General features: G+C 34.9%; 20 protein-coding genes and 2 tRNA genes. 12 read left to right on the forward strand and 10 right to left on the reverse strand.

Annotation, left to right across the window (positions count from 1 at the left end; translation table 11 throughout):
- Window positions 1–24 precede the first annotated feature (24 nt).
- Window positions 25–1,215 carry a carboxypeptidase-like regulatory domain-containing protein gene (locus OGZ34_RS08400; protein WP_263362735.1) on the forward strand — a complete coding sequence of 397 codons (1,191 nt, stop codon included), beginning with the start codon at window positions 25–27 and terminating at the stop codon, window positions 1,213–1,215.
- A gap of 58 nt (window positions 1,216–1,273) precedes the next feature.
- A complete protein-coding gene (gene folK, locus OGZ34_RS08405; protein WP_173965479.1) occupies window positions 1,274–2,413 on the forward strand; it encodes a 2-amino-4-hydroxy-6-hydroxymethyldihydropteridine diphosphokinase in 1,140 nt (379 codons plus the stop codon).
- Window positions 2,414–2,504: 91 nt separating this feature from the next.
- Here the strand turns inward: folK and OGZ34_RS08410 are convergent, their stop codons facing one another.
- Both OGZ34_RS08410 and OGZ34_RS08415 read right to left on the reverse strand, forming a co-directional pair.
- The gene (locus OGZ34_RS08410; RefSeq protein WP_173965480.1) at window positions 2,505–3,041 is read right to left on the reverse strand and encodes an RNA methyltransferase; all 537 of its coding nucleotides are present in this window, start codon (window positions 3,039–3,041) and stop codon (window positions 2,505–2,507) included.
- A gap of 77 nt (window positions 3,042–3,118) precedes the next feature.
- Window positions 3,119–3,541 carry a DUF1573 domain-containing protein gene (locus OGZ34_RS08415; protein ID WP_173965481.1) on the reverse strand — a complete coding sequence of 141 codons (423 nt, stop codon included), beginning with the start codon at window positions 3,539–3,541 and terminating at the stop codon, window positions 3,119–3,121.
- Between the two features lie 156 nt (window positions 3,542–3,697).
- Between OGZ34_RS08415 and mutS the strand changes: the two genes are divergently transcribed.
- The 4 genes from mutS to OGZ34_RS08435 all read left to right on the forward strand — a co-directional run bounded on the left by mutS (window position 3,698) and on the right by OGZ34_RS08435 (window position 7,214).
- Window positions 3,698–6,304, forward strand: a complete 2,607-nt coding sequence (mutS, locus tag OGZ34_RS08420) for a DNA mismatch repair protein MutS (protein ID WP_263362736.1) — start codon at window positions 3,698–3,700, stop codon at window positions 6,302–6,304.
- Between the two features lie 151 nt (window positions 6,305–6,455).
- A tRNA-Gly gene (locus tag OGZ34_RS08425) sits at window positions 6,456–6,528 on the forward strand.
- A 14-nt stretch (window positions 6,529–6,542) separates the two neighbouring features.
- A tRNA-Leu gene (locus OGZ34_RS08430) sits at window positions 6,543–6,628 on the forward strand.
- 211 nt (window positions 6,629–6,839) lie between these two features.
- Window positions 6,840–7,214 (forward strand): DUF1508 domain-containing protein, encoded by a 375-nt coding sequence (locus OGZ34_RS08435; protein ID WP_263362737.1) that lies wholly within the window; start codon window positions 6,840–6,842, stop codon window positions 7,212–7,214.
- A gap of 156 nt (window positions 7,215–7,370) precedes the next feature.
- Here the strand turns inward: OGZ34_RS08435 and OGZ34_RS08440 are convergent, their stop codons facing one another.
- Both OGZ34_RS08440 and OGZ34_RS08445 read right to left on the reverse strand, forming a co-directional pair.
- A complete protein-coding gene (locus OGZ34_RS08440; RefSeq protein ID WP_041517585.1) occupies window positions 7,371–7,583 on the reverse strand; it encodes a PG1828 family lipoprotein in 213 nt (70 codons plus the stop codon).
- Window positions 7,584–7,931: 348 nt separating this feature from the next.
- Window positions 7,932–9,161: a 3-deoxy-D-manno-octulosonic acid transferase gene (locus tag OGZ34_RS08445; RefSeq protein WP_263362738.1), complete on the reverse strand. Its 1,230-nt coding sequence runs from the start codon at window positions 9,159–9,161 to the stop codon at window positions 7,932–7,934.
- A 135-nt stretch (window positions 9,162–9,296) separates the two neighbouring features.
- Between OGZ34_RS08445 and OGZ34_RS08450 the strand changes: the two genes are divergently transcribed.
- The 4 genes from OGZ34_RS08450 (at window position 9,297) to OGZ34_RS08465 (ending at window position 12,110) form a co-directional block, all read left to right on the forward strand.
- Entirely contained in the window at window positions 9,297–10,430 is a 1,134-nt protein-coding gene (locus OGZ34_RS08450; protein WP_263362739.1) for a DegT/DnrJ/EryC1/StrS family aminotransferase, read from the forward strand.
- A 44-nt stretch (window positions 10,431–10,474) separates the two neighbouring features.
- The gene (gene galE / locus OGZ34_RS08455) at window positions 10,475–11,488 is read left to right on the forward strand and encodes a UDP-glucose 4-epimerase GalE (protein WP_263362740.1); all 1,014 of its coding nucleotides are present in this window, start codon (window positions 10,475–10,477) and stop codon (window positions 11,486–11,488) included.
- Window positions 11,489–11,607: 119 nt separating this feature from the next.
- Complete coding sequence (locus OGZ34_RS08460; RefSeq protein ID WP_263362741.1) at window positions 11,608–11,805, forward strand: hypothetical protein; 198 nt, start codon at window positions 11,608–11,610, stop codon at window positions 11,803–11,805.
- On the forward strand, window positions 11,793–12,110 hold the full coding sequence (locus OGZ34_RS08465; protein WP_263362742.1) for a hypothetical protein: 318 nt from the start codon (window positions 11,793–11,795) through the stop codon (window positions 12,108–12,110). Before OGZ34_RS08460 ends, OGZ34_RS08465 begins: the two co-directional genes overlap by 13 nt.
- A gap of 92 nt (window positions 12,111–12,202) precedes the next feature.
- Here the strand turns inward: OGZ34_RS08465 and fabD are convergent, their stop codons facing one another.
- Both fabD and OGZ34_RS08475 read right to left on the reverse strand, forming a co-directional pair.
- Window positions 12,203–13,078, reverse strand: coding sequence for an ACP S-malonyltransferase (fabD, locus tag OGZ34_RS08470; protein WP_173965489.1), 876 nt, complete (start codon window positions 13,076–13,078; stop codon window positions 12,203–12,205).
- Between the two features lie 71 nt (window positions 13,079–13,149).
- A complete protein-coding gene (locus tag OGZ34_RS08475) occupies window positions 13,150–13,512 on the reverse strand; it encodes a hypothetical protein (protein ID WP_017497770.1) in 363 nt (120 codons plus the stop codon).
- A gap of 185 nt (window positions 13,513–13,697) precedes the next feature.
- On the opposite strand from OGZ34_RS08475, the gene OGZ34_RS08480 reads away from it, so the two are divergent.
- Window positions 13,698–14,561 (forward strand): helix-turn-helix transcriptional regulator, encoded by an 864-nt coding sequence (locus OGZ34_RS08480; protein ID WP_263362743.1) that lies wholly within the window; start codon window positions 13,698–13,700, stop codon window positions 14,559–14,561.
- Between the two features lie 142 nt (window positions 14,562–14,703).
- Here OGZ34_RS08480 and OGZ34_RS08485 read toward each other — a convergent pair whose 3' ends face one another.
- From OGZ34_RS08485 to OGZ34_RS08500, 4 genes are all read right to left on the reverse strand, one after another.
- Window positions 14,704–15,237, reverse strand: a complete 534-nt coding sequence (locus OGZ34_RS08485; protein ID WP_263362744.1) for a YceI family protein — start codon at window positions 15,235–15,237, stop codon at window positions 14,704–14,706.
- A gap of 228 nt (window positions 15,238–15,465) precedes the next feature.
- The gene (locus tag OGZ34_RS08490) at window positions 15,466–15,696 is read right to left on the reverse strand and encodes a (4Fe-4S)-binding protein (RefSeq protein ID WP_263362745.1); all 231 of its coding nucleotides are present in this window, start codon (window positions 15,694–15,696) and stop codon (window positions 15,466–15,468) included.
- A 177-nt stretch (window positions 15,697–15,873) separates the two neighbouring features.
- Window positions 15,874–16,590, reverse strand: a complete 717-nt coding sequence (locus tag OGZ34_RS08495; RefSeq protein WP_263362746.1) for a pirin family protein — start codon at window positions 16,588–16,590, stop codon at window positions 15,874–15,876.
- Window positions 16,591–16,810: 220 nt separating this feature from the next.
- Complete coding sequence (locus OGZ34_RS08500; RefSeq protein WP_173965568.1) at window positions 16,811–18,292, reverse strand: helix-turn-helix domain-containing protein; 1,482 nt, start codon at window positions 18,290–18,292, stop codon at window positions 16,811–16,813.
- Window positions 18,293–18,489: 197 nt separating this feature from the next.
- Between OGZ34_RS08500 and aceB the strand changes: the two genes are divergently transcribed.
- Window positions 18,490–20,091, forward strand: coding sequence for a malate synthase A (gene aceB, locus OGZ34_RS08505; RefSeq protein ID WP_263362747.1), 1,602 nt, complete (start codon window positions 18,490–18,492; stop codon window positions 20,089–20,091).
- Window positions 20,092–20,156 lie beyond the last annotated feature (65 nt).

Consider the following 20,156-nt stretch of genomic DNA (forward strand, 5'->3'; position numbering starts at 1 on the left):
TTTGATGAAAACAATTGTTGTACTATGAAAGATAAAGTGATCTTTTTAACTCTTTTCTTTTTCTTTGGTTTTTATGCCGAAGCTCAAAAGATGCAAACCAAAAAAGTAGTGGTCGATAAACTGACAAAGCTTCCTTTAGAGAAGGTAAATGTTTACAATCAAAAAGACAACTCGATAACAAATGAGGAAGGTGTTTTTTCTTTTATTTCCGATCAAAATGAATTAAATTTTAGCTTGATTGGATATGAAAATCTGAAACTCAGCTTTGCCGAAATAAACAAACAGGATACGATCTTTTTGCAAAGTAAAACAATTGAACTTGATGAAGTAGTAGTGGGAGAAGAAATGGCTATAATGAAAAAAGTATATGCCAAAATGAAAGAGAATTATATTTTCGAACCTTACAATGAAAACTTCTTCTTGCGATGTGTCTTGAAACGAAATGATGAATTAGAAAGATTACAGGATATTTATGGTAAAGTATCAAGAAAAAGCATCTTTAAATCAAAAACACAACCGGACAATAAATGTGAAGTTGAGATTTTGAATATGAGGAAAGTCGGAATAAAAGATAAGGCTGATTTTGTGTATTTTGAATTTCAGAGTTTCGAAAAGTTATTTGATATAAATGCTATGATCTCTATTAAAATTGAAGATTTTGAACTTACCAAGGAAAAAAATGTAGCAGGTGATTTTTTTAAAATTAGTTTTATCAAAAAGTCAGAAAATACAATTGAACAAAAAACCAGTGGCTATTTTATAATTAATAAGTATGACTATGCTATTGTAGAAACCTATTTTGATCTTTATGATAATGGAGAGAAAGTACCATTTCAAAAAAAGGACAAAGTAGAATATCGAACCACCCGTTTTAAAACCACTTCAAATTATAAGAAGAGTGCCAGCACCAATAAATATTATTTGAATAACGCAAAATCGGATGTTAGGGTAGAATTACTTGTAAGTGAAAAAAATATAAAAGCTTTTTATGATTACAGTACCAATTTTTTTGTAACCAATAGTTTTATTGCTGAAAAAGCAAAGTCGAATTTATCGATGGATAAGGATATTTTTAAAGTGAAATTTCCTTACTCAGAACAATTTTGGAAAAGCCAGAACCAACTACCCTTAACAAGCGATTTAAGTGCATTTTTGAAGAGGGTTTCAGAAAACAAAGAGAACAAGAAAGAGTTTGAAATAGTTGGAAACTTCTAAGTCTTGAATCAAATAATGTGGTTAATTCTAAAATAGTTTTAGTTAATTTGCATTAATTATGAAGTCACAGCATCAAATCGTTTTATCAATAGGCAGCAATCAGGGAAACAGGTTAACAAACATCGAAACGTGTATCGATTTGATACATAAAGAAGTGGGGACTGTAATCAGGGTTTCAAAACTGTATGAAACTCCTGCCTGGGGGTTTGAAAGTGATGCTTTTTATAATTGCGCATTGGTTTTGCATACCTATTTATCGGCTCAAAAAGTATTAAGTCAGGTTCTGAAATTAGAAAAAAAATTAGGCCGAATCAGATCTGAGGAACAAGGGTATCAGTCCCGAATTATCGACATTGATCTGATTACTTATGATGATGAAGTTATTGAGTCTGAAAAATTGCAGATTCCACATCCGTTAATGCAAAACAGAAAGTTTGTTCTGCTTCCTATGCAGGATTTAGGTGTAGACTGGGAACATCCTGTTTTTCAAAAATCGATTACAGAATTAATTGCAGTCTCGCCTGACGATAGTGTTTGTGAAGTAGTTCAGGAATTGAAAAATCCGATACGCGAAATTGCATTGGAGAACTTCAACTACATTGCTTTCGAAGGAAATATTGGGGCAGGGAAAACCACTTTGGTGCAAAAAATAGCTGAAGATTTTAATGCAAAAATGGTTTTAGAACGTTTTGCCGACAATCCTTTTTTGCCTAAATTTTACAAAGACCAAAATCGCTATGCTTTTCCGTTGGAAATGTCTTTTCTGGCTGATCGCTATCAGCAGTTATCAGATGACTTGGCACAGTTTGATTTGTTTAAAGATTTTATTGTAGCCGATTATCACATCTTTAAGTCCTTGATTTTTGCTAAAATCACCCTTGCAGAAGATGAATATCGTTTGTATCGAAATTTGTTTGATATTATCTATAAAGAAATGCCAAAACCTGATTTGTATGTTTATTTGTATCAGAACTCGGAAAGGTTGCTGCAAAATATCAAGAAACGAGGACGGAATTACGAGCAGAATATCGAGGCAGGTTATCTGGATAAAATCAATAACGGTTATTTGGAATACATTAAATCCCAAACTGATTTAAACGTGCTGATTATTGATGTTTCTGATCGCGATTTCGTGAAAAACCATAAAGATTACCTTTTTATCTTGGACGAAATCCAGAAGAAGATTTTAATTAGATAATTCGTAAATGTGTCAATTAGAAAATTGGATAATGTGCCAATAAACAATTTTCTAATTCTCTAATTACCACATTATCTAATTGACTCATTGTCTATTTCGGCCAGTTTAATTTCTGAAACAAATCCCAAACAACAATTCCGGCACTTACGGCAATGTTTAAAGAGTGTTTGGTGCCTAATTGTGGAATTTCAATACAGCCATCGCAAAGTGCAACGGCTTCCTGAGCAACACCGTAAACTTCATTGCCAAAAACCAATGCGTATTTTTGATTTTTCTCTGTTTTAAAATCCTGAAGAAAAATAGCACTTTCAACCTGTTCGATGGCAAGAGTCAGTGTGTTTTCTTTTTTAAGATTTTCGATCACCTCCAGAATGTTCTCGTGATGTTCCCAAGCTACAGTTTCGGTAGCACCAAGAGCTGTTTTGTGAATTTCTTTATTGGGTGGAGTAGCAGTAATGCCACACAGGATTATTTTTTCGATTAAAAAAGCGTCAGCGGTTCTAAACACAGATCCAATATTGTGCAGACTGCGGATGTCATCTAAGACTAAAATTAAGGGCGTTTTGTCTGATCTCTTAAAGTCTTCGATTGATTTTCGATCCAGTTCGCTATTTTCAAGTTTTCTCATATTGATTGTATTCAGGTCATAAAAAAAGCCTCCAAAGATAAGGAAGCTTTTTTAATTATTTTATTTTGTTTTTCAGATTAGCTTTTTACCGGATCTGGTAAAACAGTACCTTTAATAGTAAGAACTTTTGTTGGTTGTCCTTCAGCATTAGAAGTAACAGTTACAGTTTTTGTAAAAGCACCAACTCTGTCAGTAGCATATTTTACACCAATGATACCTTTAGCACCTGGAGCGATTGGCTCTTTTGGAGTTGTTGGTACAGTACAACCGCAAGATCCTGTTGTATTTGTGATGATTAATGGTTTAGTTCCGTTGTTTACAAAAACAAACTCACGTTTTCCATCTGCATTGTGAGCGATAGTTCCGTAATCAATAGTTTCTGTTTCGAAAGCCATTCCAGCACCTTCAATTTTAGCAACTTTACCTTTTTTACTGCTTTGAGCATTAGAAGCTGTAATTCCAACTACAGCTAACATAGCGATTAAAATTATTTTTTTCATCTTTTAGAGTCTTTTTTAATTATGACAAATCTATGTAAAATTCTTATATCTCAACTTAAAAAAAGCTTAAAATATTTTAATTTTTGAACGACTTCGATATTCCTCCAAAATATCATAAATTCGCTGTCTTAATTTTTTCATTTAAAATACAATAATTTGGCAGCGAAAGAGAAAGTGGTAAAAGAGACACCTTTAATGAAACAATACAATGAAATCAAGAGAAAATATCCTGATGCATGTTTGCTTTTCAGAGTAGGGGATTTTTATGAAACCTTTGGAGAAGATGCTATTAGAGCCTCAAAAATTCTGGGAATAACGTTAACCAAAAGAGGTGCAGGTTCTGAAACAGAAACTGCGTTGGCTGGTTTTCCGCACCATTCTATTAATACGTATTTGCCAAAATTGGTCAAAGCCGGACTTCGTGTGGCTATCTGTGATCAGCTCGAAGATCCAAAAATGACCAAAACCATCGTGAAACGTGGTGTAACAGAACTTGTAACTCCCGGAGTTTCGTTAAACGATGAGGTTTTACAATCTAAATCAAACAACTTTTTAGCATCGATTTATTTTGCTAATAAAAGTATCGGAGTTTCCTTCCTGGATGTTTCTACAGGAGAGTTTTTAACGGCTCAGGGGAATGCCGAGTATATCGATAAATTGTTGCAGAACTTTAACCCGAGCGAGGTTTTGGTTCCGAAAAACAATAAGGGCGATTTTAAAGCTGCTTTTGGAGAGGATTTTCATAGTTTTTATTTAGAAGACTGGATTTATAAGGAAGATTATGCTTTAGAAACCCTGACGAAACATTTTCAGACTGTTTCCTTAAAAGGTTTCGGAGTTGAAGAATTGAAAGAAGGAATCATTGCTTCCGGAGCAATTTTGTATTACCTGTCAGAAACACAACACAACCGTGTACAGCATATTACGGCTATTCAGCGTATTGCCGAAGATGCTTATGTCTGGATGGATCGTTTTACGATCAGAAACTTAGAATTGTATCACAGTTATAATCCAAATGCAGTAACCCTATTGGATGTGATTGACAGAACGCTTTCGCCAATGGGAGGGCGTTTGTTGAAACGCTGGTTGGCTTTGCCTTTGAAGGATGGTAATAAAATAAAAGGGCGTCATGATGTTGTTTCATATTTAAAATCCAATTCTGAAGTTTTGCAAAGTATTCAATACCAGATCAAGCAAATTTCGGATTTAGAGCGTTTGATTTCTAAAATCGCAGCAGGGAAAGTTTCGCCGCGTGAGATTGTTTATTTGAAGGAATCTCTGGATGCGATTATTCCAATAAAAACATTGGCACTCGAAAGTCCGCAGGAAGCGGTAAAGGTAATTGGGGATAGTTTGCATGCCTGCGATTTGTTAAGAGAGAAAATCGGGACCACCTTAAATCAGGATGCGCCGGTGGCTGTGGCTAAAGGAAATGCCATAGCAAAAGGAATCAGTGAAGAACTGGATGATTTGCGTGCTATTTCGACTTCCGGAAAAGAATATCTGGAGGGTATTGAAAAAAGAGAATCAGAACGTACAGGAATCTCTTCACTTAAAATTTCATTCAATAATGTTTTCGGGTATTATATTGAGGTTAGAAACACACATAAAGATAAAGTTCCTGTGGAGTGGATTCGTAAGCAGACATTGGTTAATGCAGAACGTTATATCACAGAGGAGTTAAAAGAATACGAAACCAAAATTCTGGGAGCTGAAGAGAAAATCTATAAAATAGAATCGGAACTTTTTGAGCAATTGGTTGCCTGGATTGCAACTTATATCAAACCTGTTCAAATGAATGCCAATTTAGTGGCGCAGTTGGATTGTTTGTGTTCATTTACGCAATTGGCGATAGAGAATCAATATGTGTGTCCGGAGATTGATGAGACTTTTGAACTGGAGATCAAAAACGGACGCCATCCTGTTATTGAAAAACAATTGCCGGTTGGGACTCCTTATATTGCGAATGATGTTTATTTGGATAGGGAGACTCAACAGCTTATTATGATTACTGGTCCTAACATGTCGGGTAAGTCTGCTATTTTAAGACAGACTGCTTTAATTGTATTGCTGGCTCAAATGGGAAGCTTTGTTCCGGCTGATAGTGTTAGAATGGGGATCGTGGATAAAATTTTTACCAGAGTAGGAGCGTCGGATAATATTTCGATGGGAGAATCTACTTTTATGGTGGAGATGAATGAAACGGCTTCTATTTTGAATAACATCTCAGATCGCAGTTTGGTACTTCTGGATGAAATAGGACGAGGAACCAGTACGTATGACGGTATTTCGATTGCCTGGGCGATTGCCGAATTTTTACACGAACACCCGGGAAGACCTAAAACCTTGTTTGCAACGCATTATCATGAATTGAATGAAATGACAGAATCGTTGCCAAGAATTCAAAATTATAATGTTGCGGTAAAAGAGTTAAAAGACAATGTGCTTTTTATTCGTAAACTGGTAAAAGGAGGAAGTGCTCATAGTTTTGGAATTCATGTAGCAAAAATGGCCGGAATGCCTCAGATTGTAATTTTGAAGGCACAAAAGATGTTGAAAAAACTGGAGAAAAACCACTCAAGTGAAGCATTAAATGGTGTAAAGTCTGAAAATGATGAAATGCAGATGAGTTTCTTTAATTTAGACGATCCTTTGCTGGAAGAGATAAAAGAAGAAATTCTGGGGCTTGATATCAATGCGATTACACCAGTTGAAGCATTGATGAAACTGAACGAGATTAAAAGGATGTTGGTTCGAAAATAAATTTCATTTTTAAAGTTTAGGTTATCAGAAAGTTATAAAATAAGTAGATTTTTTTTTTGAAAAACGCTTGTGTAATTGAATAAATGTCCTAAATTTGCACTCGCAATACAGAACAAGTCAAGTATTGTAGTTCTTAATTAGAATTTGAAATGCGAAAATAGCTCAGTTGGTAGAGCGCGACCTTGCCAAGGTCGAGGTCGCGGGTTCGAGCCCCGTTTTTCGCTCAATATCAAATAATGCTCGGATGGTGAAATTGGTAGACACGCTGGACTTAAAATCCAGTGAACAGCAATGTTCGTGCGGGTTCAAGTCCCGCTCTGAGTACTAAAGCCTCTTCTTTTGAAGAGGCTTTTTTTATGGCGTAAACTCACGCGCTTTAAAAGAAATTTACAAAGTAAATTTCTTTTAAAGAATCTAAGAATCTAAGAATCTAAGAATCTAAGAATCTAAGAATCTAAGAATCTAAGAATCTAAGAATCTAAGAATCTAAGAATCTAAGAATCTAAAATCTAAAATCTAAAATCTAAAATAATATATGGGTGCCTTTGTAATTAGTAAGCGGTTTAATGATGAATATAAATTCGTGTTTACTTCGAGGAAGGGTAAAGTGATATTTACAAGTCTGAGTTATGAATTGAAGTTTGAGTGTGAGGAGGATGTTGAGAAGTTTAAGGTGAATGTTGAAATGGCCAGGTTTTTAAAGTTTAAAGGTTCTGGAGGGAAGTATTTTTTTAAGTTGATGTTGGGAGAGGTTCACTTCGCGACGAGCCGAAAATACACTACTGAATTGCTTTTGCAAAAAGGAATTAAGGAGATTGTTACTTATGCTTCGAAATCGGAAATTTTGGACTTCTCGTCGAGTGAGTCGATTTTTGAAGACGAGGTGGTTTTTGAGGAAGAGGAGGGGTAGGTAAAAGGAATTCTAATAAAAAAAATCCAAATTCCAATAATGCGCTATGTATTGTTGGAATTTGGATTTTTTTTATTGGTTTTTTTATGTCAAATTTTTGGCATAAAAAAAACCATCACAAGGATGGTTTTAAAATTTTTAGAACTTAGGTTCTAATTATTTTTTTACTTCTTCTACTTTAGCAGCAGCAGAGTCAACTTTAGCAGCAGCAGAATCAACAGTTGCAGCAGCAGAATCAACTACAGCAGCAGCAGAATCAACAGCAACAGCAGTAGAATCTACAGCTTCAGTAGCTGCAGCGTCAGCTTTTTTACAAGATACAACAGTTAAAACAGCAACAACAGCTAAACTTAAAAATACTTTTTTCATCTTACTTTATTATAAAAGGTTAATTATTAATTCGTGGCAAAGATATAAATTTTTTAATATGTAAAATATTTTTTTATTTTTTTTTTAAAATATTTTCATTGCTCACGATTATCTTATTTATCAAATAATGTGCCAAAATAATAAAAATATGTTAAATTGTTGTATGTTTTGCCTAATTTATTTTTTGTTGAAGATTCCATAAGAGAATTGGGGGTTTTTGTTCTCTTAGTTGCGGTTTGTTTTGTTTTTTGCGCATTATGGAGTTGTATCGGGAAAAACAAAAAGAGCTTATCTAAGCTCTTTTGTGTGTAATAATGTTGTTAGACTTCATATGATTTGAAAAAACGGTTAAGCAACGATATTCATAATGCTGTCGGTAGCGCCTGTGTTGTCCTGAATATACGATTTGCAAATCTGACTTTTTTCTTCTAAATATTCTTTATCATGAAGCAGGCGATCAAGATTCTGTTTTAGTTCAGGAGGATTAGAGATTACCAGGCATCCTCCAAGTTTGACCAGTTGAATAGCTTCGGCAAAATTGGAGTAATTGGGGCCAATCACAATTGGAATTCCAAATGTCGCGGGTTCCAGAATGTTGTGAATTCCCGGGTTTCCAAAACCACCTCCTACATAGGCGATTGTTCCATAACTGTAAATTTTAGTCAGTAATCCTATGGTATCTATAATAAAGACATTGTAGCTGGATAGGTCTTTGTCTTTTTTTTCTGAGAATAAAACAGTCGATTTTGTGATTTGCGCTTTTAGGCTTGCAATCTGATCGGTTTTAATATTGTGCGGTGCAATGATGAATTTTACATCTTCGCCTGCCTGATTGATATATTCGGCTAGTAATGCTTCGTCTTTAGGCCATGAACTTCCTATAACTATGGTCGGAGTATTGTTTTTGAATTGTTCGATAAAATCCAGTGTATTGTCTCTTTCTAGAATAGCATTTACGCGATCAAAGCGGGTGTCGCCTGAAACTACAACATTTTGAAAACCGATACGTTCTATTTTTTCTTTTGAGCTTTTATTCTGAACAAAAAAGTAAGTGAATGCTTTTAGAGCTTTTCTGTAAAAACCACCATACCATTTAAAGAACATCTGATTGTCTCTGAAAATTCCGGAAATCAAATAAGTTGGAGTCTGACTCGTTTCTAATTGGCTTAGATAGTTCAGCCAGAATTCATATTTTATGAAAAAAGCCAGCTCGGGGTGGGCTAGTTTTAAAAATTTTTTTGCATTGCTTTTGGTGTCGAGAGGAAGGTATAGTGTAACATTTGCAATAGTATTGTTTTTGCGCACTTCGTAACCGGAAGGAGAGAAAAAAGTAATAATGATTTTGTGAGTGGGGTATTTTTCTTTGATTTTTTCAATTACTGGCAAGCCTTGTTCATATTCGCCAAGGGAGGCAGAATGAAACCAGATTGTTTTGTCTGAAGGTTTTATTTTTTCTTCGAGAATACTGAAAACGTTTTTGCGGCCCTCGACAAAAAGCTTAATTTTCGGACTAAAAAGCGCTACAATTTTCAGAAAAAAGCCAGCAATAGAAATAACTAAATTATAGAGAAAAAGCATCTGTTTGTTTTTGTGGCTAAATTACGGTTCTTTCGATTATTTTCATTGGTTTGAAGGTATTAAATAACTATTTTTGTTCCTCCTTTTAGAGACGCTGTATGAAATGCAAGTCTTTAATTTTAAAATATATTGAAAATGAAAAAAATTCAAATGGTTGACCTAAAAAGTCAATACGAAAAAATAAAAACTACAGTTGATGCCTCTATTCAGGAGGTTTTGGATACCAATACTTATATTAATGGGCCTCTTGTACATCAGTTCCAGAAAAATCTGGAAGACTATCTGGGAGCAAAACATGTGATTCCGTGTGCAAATGGAACAGATGCTTTGCAGATTGCCATGATGGGATTGGATTTAAAACCGGGCGATGAGGTGATTACTGCCGATTTTACTTTTGCAGCTACAGTTGAAGTTATTGCTTTATTGCAATTAACTCCTGTTTTGGTTGATGTGGATGTGGTAAATATGAACATCGATATCGAAGCAATTAAAAAAGCAATTACACCTAAAACAAAAGCGATTGTTCCGGTACATTTATTTGGACGTGCAGCGAACATGGATGCCATTATGGAAATTGCTGCCGAGCACAATTTATATGTAATCGAAGACAATGCGCAGGCAATAGGAGCAGATTATATTTCTAAATCGGGAGTAAAAAGCAAAGTTGGGGTAATTGGTCATGTAGCGGCTACTTCTTTTTTTCCATCTAAAAATTTAGGTTGTTATGGAGATGGAGGAGCAATTTTTACTAATGACGATAAATTAGCGCACATTATCCGTGGAATCGTAAATCACGGAATGTACGAGCGTTATCATCATGATGTTGTAGGTGTAAATTCACGTTTGGATAGTATTCAGGCAGGAGTTTTGAATGCGAAATTGCCATTGTTGGATGAGTACAATGCAGCACGTCGTTTGGCGGCTACAAAATACAATGCGGCTTTTGCAGGAAATGCACATATTATTACACCTGAATTTGATGCAAACGAAAATGATCATGTTTTCCATCAGTATGTATTGAGAATTATTGATGCAGATCGTAATGCTTTGATGCAGCATTTATTGGATAAAGCAATTCCTTGTGCTATTTATTATCCAATTCCATTGCATTCGCAAAAAGCTTATGTAGATTCTCGTTATAAAGAAGAGCAGTTTCCGGTAACCAACCAATTGGTAAAAGAAGTAATTGCTTTGCCAATGCATACAGAACTGGATGATGAGCAAATTAAATTTATAACGGATTCTGTTTTGGAATTTTTGAATAAATAAATAAAGATTAAACCAAATAAACAACAACACAAAATAACCACAAAATGAAAGTATTAGTAACAGGAGGATTGGGATTTATCGGTTCTCATACTGTAGTCGAATTGCAAAACGAAGGATTTGAAGTAGTAATCATTGATAATCTTTCCAATTCTACAGAAGATGTTTTAAAAGGAATCACAGCCATTACAGGTAAGACACCTTTATTTGAAAAATTAGATTTAAGGGAAAAAGCAGCTGTTCGGGAGTTTTTTAAAAAACATAGTGATGTTACAGGAGTAATTCATTTTGCGGCTTCAAAAGCAGTTGGAGAAAGTGTTAAGAATCCATTGTTGTACTATGAAAACAATATTGCTTCATTAGTGTATTTATTGCAGGAATTACAACAAAAACCAGAGGCAAGTTTTATTTTTAGTTCATCTTGTACGGTTTATGGTCAGGCTGAAAAAATGCCAATTACGGAGGATGCTCCGGTACAGGCGGCAATTTCTCCTTATGGAAATACCAAACAAATAGGGGAAGAGATTATTACAGATACGGCCAAAGTTACCAATATTAGTGCTATTTTGTTGCGTTATTTTAACCCGGTTGGGGCTCATGCTACAACTGAAATTGGAGAGTTACCAATCGGTGTTCCTCAAAACTTAGTGCCTTTTATTACGCAAACAGGAGTAGGATTACGTCAGGAATTATCGGTTTTTGGAGATGATTATCCAACTCAGGACGGAACAGCAGTTCGTGATTATATTCATGTGGTAGATTTAGCGAAAGCGCACGTAATTGCGTTGCAGCGTTTGTTTAATAAAAAGAACTTGCAGAAAGTGGAAACGTTCAATTTAGGAACCGGAAAAGGAAGTTCGGTTTTGGAAGTGATTCATAGTTTTGAAAAAGTAAGCGATAAAAAATTACCCTATAAAATTATGCCGCGTCGCGAAGGAGATATTACCGAAGCCTACGCAAATACAGATAAAGCAAACAGTGTTTTGGGCTGGAAAGCACAATTAAGTTTAGACGAAGCCATGGCAAGTGCCTGGAAATGGGAACAGAAAGTTCGTTCTTAATTTTTTTTCAGACGAAAATAAAATATAATAAAAACCCCAAATAATCTAAAAATTATTTGGGGTTTTTATTTTTGGCTTAATTTATTTTTGTAAATTTGTAAGAATAAATTGTAGGAATTATGAAGAAGAAAAAAGAAGAAGTTAGAGCTAACAAGGTGGAAGAGCCTGATGTAGAATATGAAGTTCAAAAATCTAAATTTAAAGGAATTGATCAGGAAACTTTTGATTTTGATGCCGAGTTTGCAAAAGGACTGACTCCAGAGGAATTTAAAGCTGAAATGTTTAAGAGAATTCAAGCTTATCCGTGGAAAAAGTAATTTTTGAAAAAGAAGTTCTTGACTATTTTGATGATTTAGTTTTTGCACTTTTTAAAGAGGAGTATTTTGGTTTTCCTGAATCAGCTCAGAATTATGTAGATAAGATAGTTGTTTTTATTATTTCAGATATTTCAAGTTTTCCTCACAAGAAAACATCAAAATTACTCCAATATTTAGGTTCAAATTATATTTTTTACAAACCCAATGCCAAAACAATCTGGTATATCTTCTTTGAAAAAAGAAATCAAAATTATTTGGTAACCGGAATTGTAAATAATTACAGTGCAGAAGCAAAAGGGTTATAAAAAACAAAATCCTCATAAACAATCTTGTTCATGAGGATTTTTTATTGATATAGTTTTTCAACTGATCACTAAAAACTGAGACTGAATACTAACTATGCATTCGCAGTAACCGCTTCTTTATCAATTTTGTTGATCAAGCCTGCTAATACTTTTCCTGGGCCAACTTCAGTAAATAAAGTAGCGCCGTCAGCGATCATTTGCTGAACAGATTGTGTCCATCTTACCGGAGCAGTCAATTGTATAATTAAGTTCTTTTTGATTTCATTTGCATCAGAAACAGCATTTGCGGTTACGTTTTGGTAAACCGGACAAACAGGAGTTGAGAATGTAGTTGCTTCAATTGCAGCAGCTAATTCTTCTCTTGCTGGTTCCATCATCGGAGAGTGGAATGCTCCTCCAACAGGTAAAATTAGAGCGCGTTTTGCTCCGGCAGCTTTCATAGCTTCACAAGCTTTTTCAACTGCAGAAGTTTCTCCTGAAATTACCAATTGTCCCGGACAGTTATAATTTGCTGCAACAACGATTCCGTCAATAGAAGCACAAACCTCTTCAACGATATTATCAGCCAAACCTAAAACCGCAGCCATTGTTGATGGAGTAATTTCGCAAGCTTTTTGCATAGCTAAAGCACGTTGAGAAACTAATTTAAGACCATCTTCAAAAGATAAAGTTCCGTTTGCAACCAATGCTGAAAATTCTCCTAAAGAATGTCCTGCAACCATTTCAGGTTTAAAATCTTCGCCTAAAGTTTTTGCTAAAATAACCGAATGTAAAAATACTGCCGGTTGTGTAACTTTAGTTTCTTTTAGTTCTTCGGCAGTACCTTCAAACATGATATCTGTAATTCTAAAACCTAAAATTTCATTAGCTTTTTCGAACAATTCTTTGGCTAAAGCCGATGTTTCATATAGGTCCTTGCCCATTCCTGTAAATTGTGCGCCCTGACCCGGAAATACGTATGCTTTCATTTGTCTAATTTAAAGATTGAATTTTTTGAATTGAAAATTAGTTTCAATTGAAAGGCAAAAATAGCATTTTTTTATTTCGTATAATCTTTAAACATGTAAATCCATGCTAATCTTGAAAATCGAAGATTAAAAGAAGTGAGCAGGGTAATGACGACAGCGATAATTGGAATAATTCTTAAATCGAAGTTTTTTTCGAAGAAAAATTGTGCAATACAATACGTTGCAATTCCCTGAGCGACTGTTAATCCGTAGTTTACATACATAGCGCCAAAGAAATAACCAGGTTCTTTTTGAAATTTGTAATTACAATGACTGCAAAATTCATTCATCTTTGGAAGGCCAAAAGTGAAAAAAATATTTTTATCTGTAAAAACTTTTCCTTTATGACAAATAGGACATTCGTTGCTTAAAATATGAGTTAATGCACTTGACATGATCTTGTTGTTTTTTATTTATACAAAGGTAATCCAGAGTAGGATTAAAGTCTTTTTTATATCTTCGCTACTTATAGCACAATAAAGACATTTATTATGACATCGCCTACCTTAAACGAATTTGTAAACGAAAAACATGATTGGGCGATCGTATATGTAACTAATAAAAAATAAATTCTACAGATATGAAAAAATACCCGGTTTATAGTGTTCAGAATTTTAGCTGCAATGATATTCATCGTGATTTTTATGTCAATACCTTCAAAGAGCATTTAAAAAGTCACAGTTTTGTAGAGGAGCCGCACCGGCATGATTCGTATCTTATGGTGTTTTTTACAAAAGGCTCGGGACAGCATGAAGTTGATTTTGATCAGTTCGAAATCAAAAAAGGAAGCTTGTTTGTGTTGCAGCCCGGACAAATGCACCATTGGAGCTTATCTGAAGATATTGAGGGCTTTGTGATTATTTTTTCACAGGAATTGTATAATTTATATTTCGGACAGAAAAATATTAACGAGTATAATTTTTACCATTCGATTCACAATCGGCCGGAAATGGTTTTTGAAGAAAAAGGAATTCTTAAAATCAGGCTTTATTTTGATTTGTTAATTCAGGAGAGTGTTCAGGGCAACAGGTACCAACTCGATAAAATGCTGAATTTATTAGATTGTATTCATATTGAAATAGCTCGCAAGTATAATGAGACTTACTCGCATCAGGCGCATTCGTATAATATAAAAATTGATAAGTTCGAAATGCTTTTAGAACAATATTTTAAACAGGAGAAATTACCCTCTTTTTATGCGGAGAAACTAAGTATCACTTTAAAGCATCTAAATCGGATCTGTAATGAAATTCTACAAAAAACCGCAACAGAAGTTATTACGGATCGAGTGATTTTGGAGATAAAAAGAATGTTGATAGATAAGCAATTAGCAGTTAATGAAGTTGCCTTTAAAGTGGGTTACGAAGATTACTCTTATTTCTCTAGATTCTTCAAAAAACAAACCGGAATGTCACCTACAGAATTTCGAAATACTGTGCGATAAGCTTTTTCTGCCACGAATTCACGAATTATTTTTAAGCTTTGTGTAATAAAAATAATTCGTGAATTCGTGGCAAACAAAAAAATCCTGTACTTAAAAAGCACAGGATTTTATAACCAATCAAATTAAATCTATTTTTGAAGAATTAAGCTTGTTTTGCAAATTGTAATTCAATGTTCAAACGAACTTCTTCGCCTACTAAAACGCCTCCTGTTTCAAGAGCTGAGTTCCAGTTTAGTCCCCAATCTTTACGATTGATTTTTCCTTCGATGCTTAATCCTGCTTTTGTGTTTCCCCATGGATCAGTCATAATTCCGCTAAATTCTACCGGAAAAGTTACTGATTTCGAAACACCTTTGATGTTTAAGTCTCCGGTTAATTCATAAGCTCCATCATTGATTTTTTTGAAAGAAGAACCTTTAAATGTCAGTTTTGGATGATTTTCGGCATCAAAGAAATCGCTGCTTCTTAAGTGATTGTCTCTATCTGCATTTGCAGTATCGACAGAAGTGATGTCTCCTGAAAATTCGATTGCAGCATTCTCGAAGTTGTCTCCTTCTGTGTTGATTGTTGCATCATAAGTTCCAAATTTACCTGAAACATTTGTAAACATCATATGTTTAACTTTAAAACCAATTTCTGAATGTGTTGAGTCAATTGACCATTTTGTGGTTGCCATAATTTTATTTTTTTAAATAATTAATTTCATTTTGATAGGACAAAGTTACGGCGGTAGTGCGGGTAAGGGACTTAACCTAGATTAAGAAATAAAAAATGTGATAACTTTTTGATTATCACATTTTTGTTGTCGTTCAGATTAAAGATGGGTAGTTCTGTTTTTTTATCACAGATTAAAAGATTTTCATTGATTAATATATTCACAATACAGAAAAAATCTTGCTTAAACTTAACTTTTGTTGTTCATATAAAAAGTCAATGCGCCCGAAGGGCATTTTTGAACTGCCTGTATTATTTTTTCAGTGGTAGATTGTTCAGGAAGAATCCATGGTTTTTCTTTTGGATGAAAGACATCAGGATTGTTTTTTACGCAATTGGCAGAATGAATGCATTTTCCGGATTCCCAGACAATGGTTACTTCTCCATTAGTGTATTCTTTGATAAGGTTGTTTGGATTCATGGTTGAAATTTTTTTGCAGTTAATTTTATTTTTAAATTCAGACCAATTTTCTCCTATAAAATTACTATTTCTTTTTGGCTTTATTGGGGATTTAAGTAAAAAAAAAGAAACGATAACGTGCTGTTGTTCAGGTTTGTTATCGTTTCTTTTAAAAAGGTGTAAGTTGTGTTTTATGAATTAATAATTCATAGGAATTTCCATCAACAGAAATTCGGCATCTGTATTTGCTTTTATATTTAAAGTTTCAAAATTAGAGATTCCCATTGCGTCACGAGTGTCTAATTCCTGACCGTTAATCGTTATATTTCCTTTTAAAATGAAAACATAAACTCCGTTTCCTTCTTTTTTTAGTTTGTAGGTTGTTGCGATTCCGGCATCAAAATTCCCCATATGAAACCAGGCGTCCTGATGGATCCACACTCCTTCATCATCAGCATTTGGAGATAGAACCTGAGACAGTTTGTTGTGTCTGTCGGCAACATCCAAAGTAATTTGTTGGTAACGCGGTGTTACATTTCTTTTGTTAGGAAATAACCAGATTTGCAACAACTTAGTTTGCTGATCGGCATTTGGGTTAAATTCGCTATGTTGAATTCCGGTTCCGGCACTCATGACCTGAATATCACCATTTTTAATGATTTCGGTATTTCCCATGCTGTCTTTGTGCGCTAAATCACCTTCTAACGGAATTGTGATAATTTCCATATTATCGTGGGGATGTGTTCCAAAACCCATTCCGCCCGCAATAGTGTCATCGTTCAAAACGCGAAGTGCTCCAAACTGAATTCTTTCCGGATTGTACCAGCTCGCAAAGCTAAAACTGTGATAGGCATTAAGCCATCCGTGATTTGCATTTCCTCTTGTTTCTGCCTTGTGTATTATTATGTTTTCCATGATGTTAATTGTTTTGTTATTTTTATAGTACAAATTTACGATCAACATGCATGAAAAGCACTTAATGTAGATTAAGAAAAGGTTCAGAGGCTCAGAGGCTCAGAGGTACAGAGGTACAGAGGTACAAAGGTTTTGCGGCGACTGAGATTGGCTGGATCTTCGTGTTTATGGTCTAAACAATCTAAGAAGTCTAAGAAAGTCTAAGAAAGTCTAAGAAAGTCTAACTGTATTGCGAAATAAACTGTTGCACAACGGCATCTGTGTTTTCGTGGCGTTTCTTCTTTTCAAGTGCAATTGGCGGTGCGGCTCTTTCAAGGCAGTCTTTTACATCACAGGTTTCACAGGTGACGCCTACTATTCGTTTTACAAGCGGTTTTCCTTCTATAAATTTGAATTTCTTTTTCATGGTTGGATTAATTAAAATGCCAACTGAAATACTGCGTATGTTGTCTTTGATAAAAGGATCTTTTGTGGCCGACGAAAAAACCAGATATTCATTTCCACTATGCACGTAACTTGAGATCTGAGCATCAAAAAAGTGTGGTTTGTTTTGTTTGATGGCCTCGTCTATAGTTTTTACCGAAACCCATCTTCTGCAATAATGCTCGTTGGTTTCGTTGGCATGCGGTTCTTGTTGATTGGTAATGTGTAGCTCCTTTTTGATCTGATAAAAATCAGAACCAATTTTATGTGACATTCTTAAAAAGAATAAGTTCTTCAGATGGAAGTCTTTAGGAAGCAAGTTGGTCAATCTTTGGTAAAAAGATTCCGGCGAAACTTCAAAGCTTTCGATCAGCGTTACAAATTCTTCCGGATTTGGTTTTTCGTTATTTAAAAAATCATTGATTTTACCCACGATCAATTGTCTTGGTAATAATAAAGCACCTGCAAAGTAAGAGGCGTAGAAATTATGCAACACCTGGTCGAAGTTTTCAAACTTAATCCAGCTGAAGGTCAGTAAGCGATCGGATAAATTCAGGTAATTATAAGCAATTTCTTTGGCTAAAATGAAAGCTTTCTGCGGATCGTCAATCTCGGTTGAAAGTAACAGGGTTTTGCTTTTTGGGACGTATATGGAACGTAGGTCTTCTAAAGCTTCCTGATCGGTAAAGGCAATTTCTTTTATAGTATAATCAAATTCCTCTTTAAGAATCGCTTCCAGTTCTTTAATCGTAATCTTGGAATCTAAATTAATCTGAAAGGATTTAGAAAAAGCAATTACTTTATCTTCTAAGTCTTCAAAATAATTACTGTGTGCTTCCTGATAGGAACGTAAAGCGGCTAAGAAAAAACTCTCCCGGCTCAGATTATAATGCTGTGCAATTTCGATAATGGTACTAATAAACGCATTGACCTTGGCGGGGGCATTGGCGATAATATCAATTAAATCTGCTTCCTGAATACCAAAAAGTTCAAGGGGAATCTCTTTTAAAATACCGGATTTTAAGATTTCCCCAATCGGAGCGAGGTTATTATCGAGTTTTAGCGAAACCATTTGGTCGTAAGTAACGTCCAGATGTTCGCATAAAAGTAAAATTTTATCTGTTTTGGGATATTTTTTTCCTTTCTCAATCTCGTTTAAATACGATTTTGAAAGATTGGTCAATTTGGCCAGGCCAAAAAGAGAAAGGTTTTTCTGGGTGCGGACCTGCTTGAGTTTTAGCCCAAAAATCAGCTTTATATAGTCTTTTTCGATATCCATAATATCAAATGTAAGTAATCTAAAAATAATCGCCAAAAAAATATTTTTCAAATTTAGCGAACGTTCGCTTGTTTTGTAAAAAACTTTTTTCTAATATTGTGGTGTAGAAAATATTAACCGTCAGATTGTTATGGTAAAAGCTGTTTTGTATTAACAGAAGACGATCAACAATTGATGACTAATTAAAAGCAGTAGCTATGAAAAACCAATTAGAGATTACCGAAACGGCAATGGAGTTTTTGGCCGAAAAGAAGCTTTCTTATCCAAAGATCTGGACAGAAGAAGCGATTGTTTTTATAACCGATTTACATCGAAAATTCGAGTCGCAACGAAAATTATTGTTGTTGCAGCGCGAACAAAAACAAGCCGCTTTTGATCAGGGAGTCATGCCGTCTTTTCCTTCAGAAACCAAAACCGTCAGAGAAAGTAATTGGGTGGCTGGAGAAATTCCAAAAGATTTACAGGATCGTAGAGTTGAGATTACGGGACCGGTTGATCGCAAAATGATTATCAATGCGTTGAACTCAGGAGCGAAAACTTTTATGGCGGATTTTGAAGACAGTACTTCTCCGACCTGGCAAAATTTAATGGACGGACAAGTGAATTTGATTGATGCGGTTAACAAAACGATCTCTTATACCGATTTGATTAAGCATAAATCGTATCACCTGAATGAAAAGATTGCGACATTGATAGTGCGCCCTCGTGGATTGCATTTACCGGAAAAACATCTTTCGATTGATGGGAATGCGGTTTCAGGTTCTTTGGTAGACTTTGGTTTGTATGTTTTTCATAATCATAAGAGACTTTTAGAAAATAACTCAGGACCTTATTTCTATATTCCAAAATTGGAACATTATCTGGAAGCACGCTGGTGGAATACGGTAATTGATTTCACCGAAGATTATTTGAAGTTAGAAAGAGGAACGATAAAAGTGACGGTTTTAATTGAAACGATTACGGCAAGTTTTCAGCTGGATGAGATTATTTATGAATTGAAAGAACATATCGTAGGGTTGAATTGTGGACGTTGGGATTATATCTTCTCTTACATTAAAAAATTCCGCAAGCATCCAAAGTTTATTGTTCCGGATCGCGATCAGGTAAATATGACTTCGCCTTTTATGAACGCCTATTCGAATTTGGTAATTCAAAGATGTCACAAACGCGGTATTCATGCAATTGGAGGAATGGCTGCTCAAATTCCGATTAAGAATAATGAGGAAGCAAATGCCGTTGCTTTTGCAAAGGTAAAAACCGACAAGGAACGTGAAGTGAAAAATGGTCATGATGGAACCTGGGTAGCGCATCCGGATCTGGTTTCGCTGGCTAAGAATGTTTTTGATGCCGGAATGCCAACGCCAAATCAAATTCATGTTAAAAGAGAATATCGTAAAATAACAGAAGCAGATTTGATAGAGCCGCCAATAGGGATTATAACAGAAAATGGTCTTCGTAAAAACATCAATGTTGGAGTGTTGTATCTGGCTTCATGGCTGAACGGACAAGGTGCTGCAGCTTTGCATAACTTAATGGAAGATGCTGCTACAGCCGAAATTTCGAGATCGCAATTGTGGCAATGGCTCCAGAATAAAGTGGTTTTGGATAATGAACGAAAATTAGATTTGGCGTATTATCACGAATTGGCTTTAGACGAGTTCAAAAAAATAAAAGATGAATTAGGAGAGGAAAATTACGAAAAACGCCAATTCCCATTAGCTGAAAAAGTTTTGGAAAGATTAGTAGTAAATACCGATTTCGTTGACTTTTTAACCCTTCCGTGTTACAAATATTTATGAAACGTTGCGTTGATAATTAAAAATCTGCGTAAAAAAATAAACCTTATATGAGTTTCAGTGAAAAC

The sequence above is a fragment of the Flavobacterium collinsii genome (assembly GCF_946903285.1).
Classification (GTDB): Bacteria; Bacteroidota; Bacteroidia; order Flavobacteriales; family Flavobacteriaceae; genus Flavobacterium; species Flavobacterium collinsii.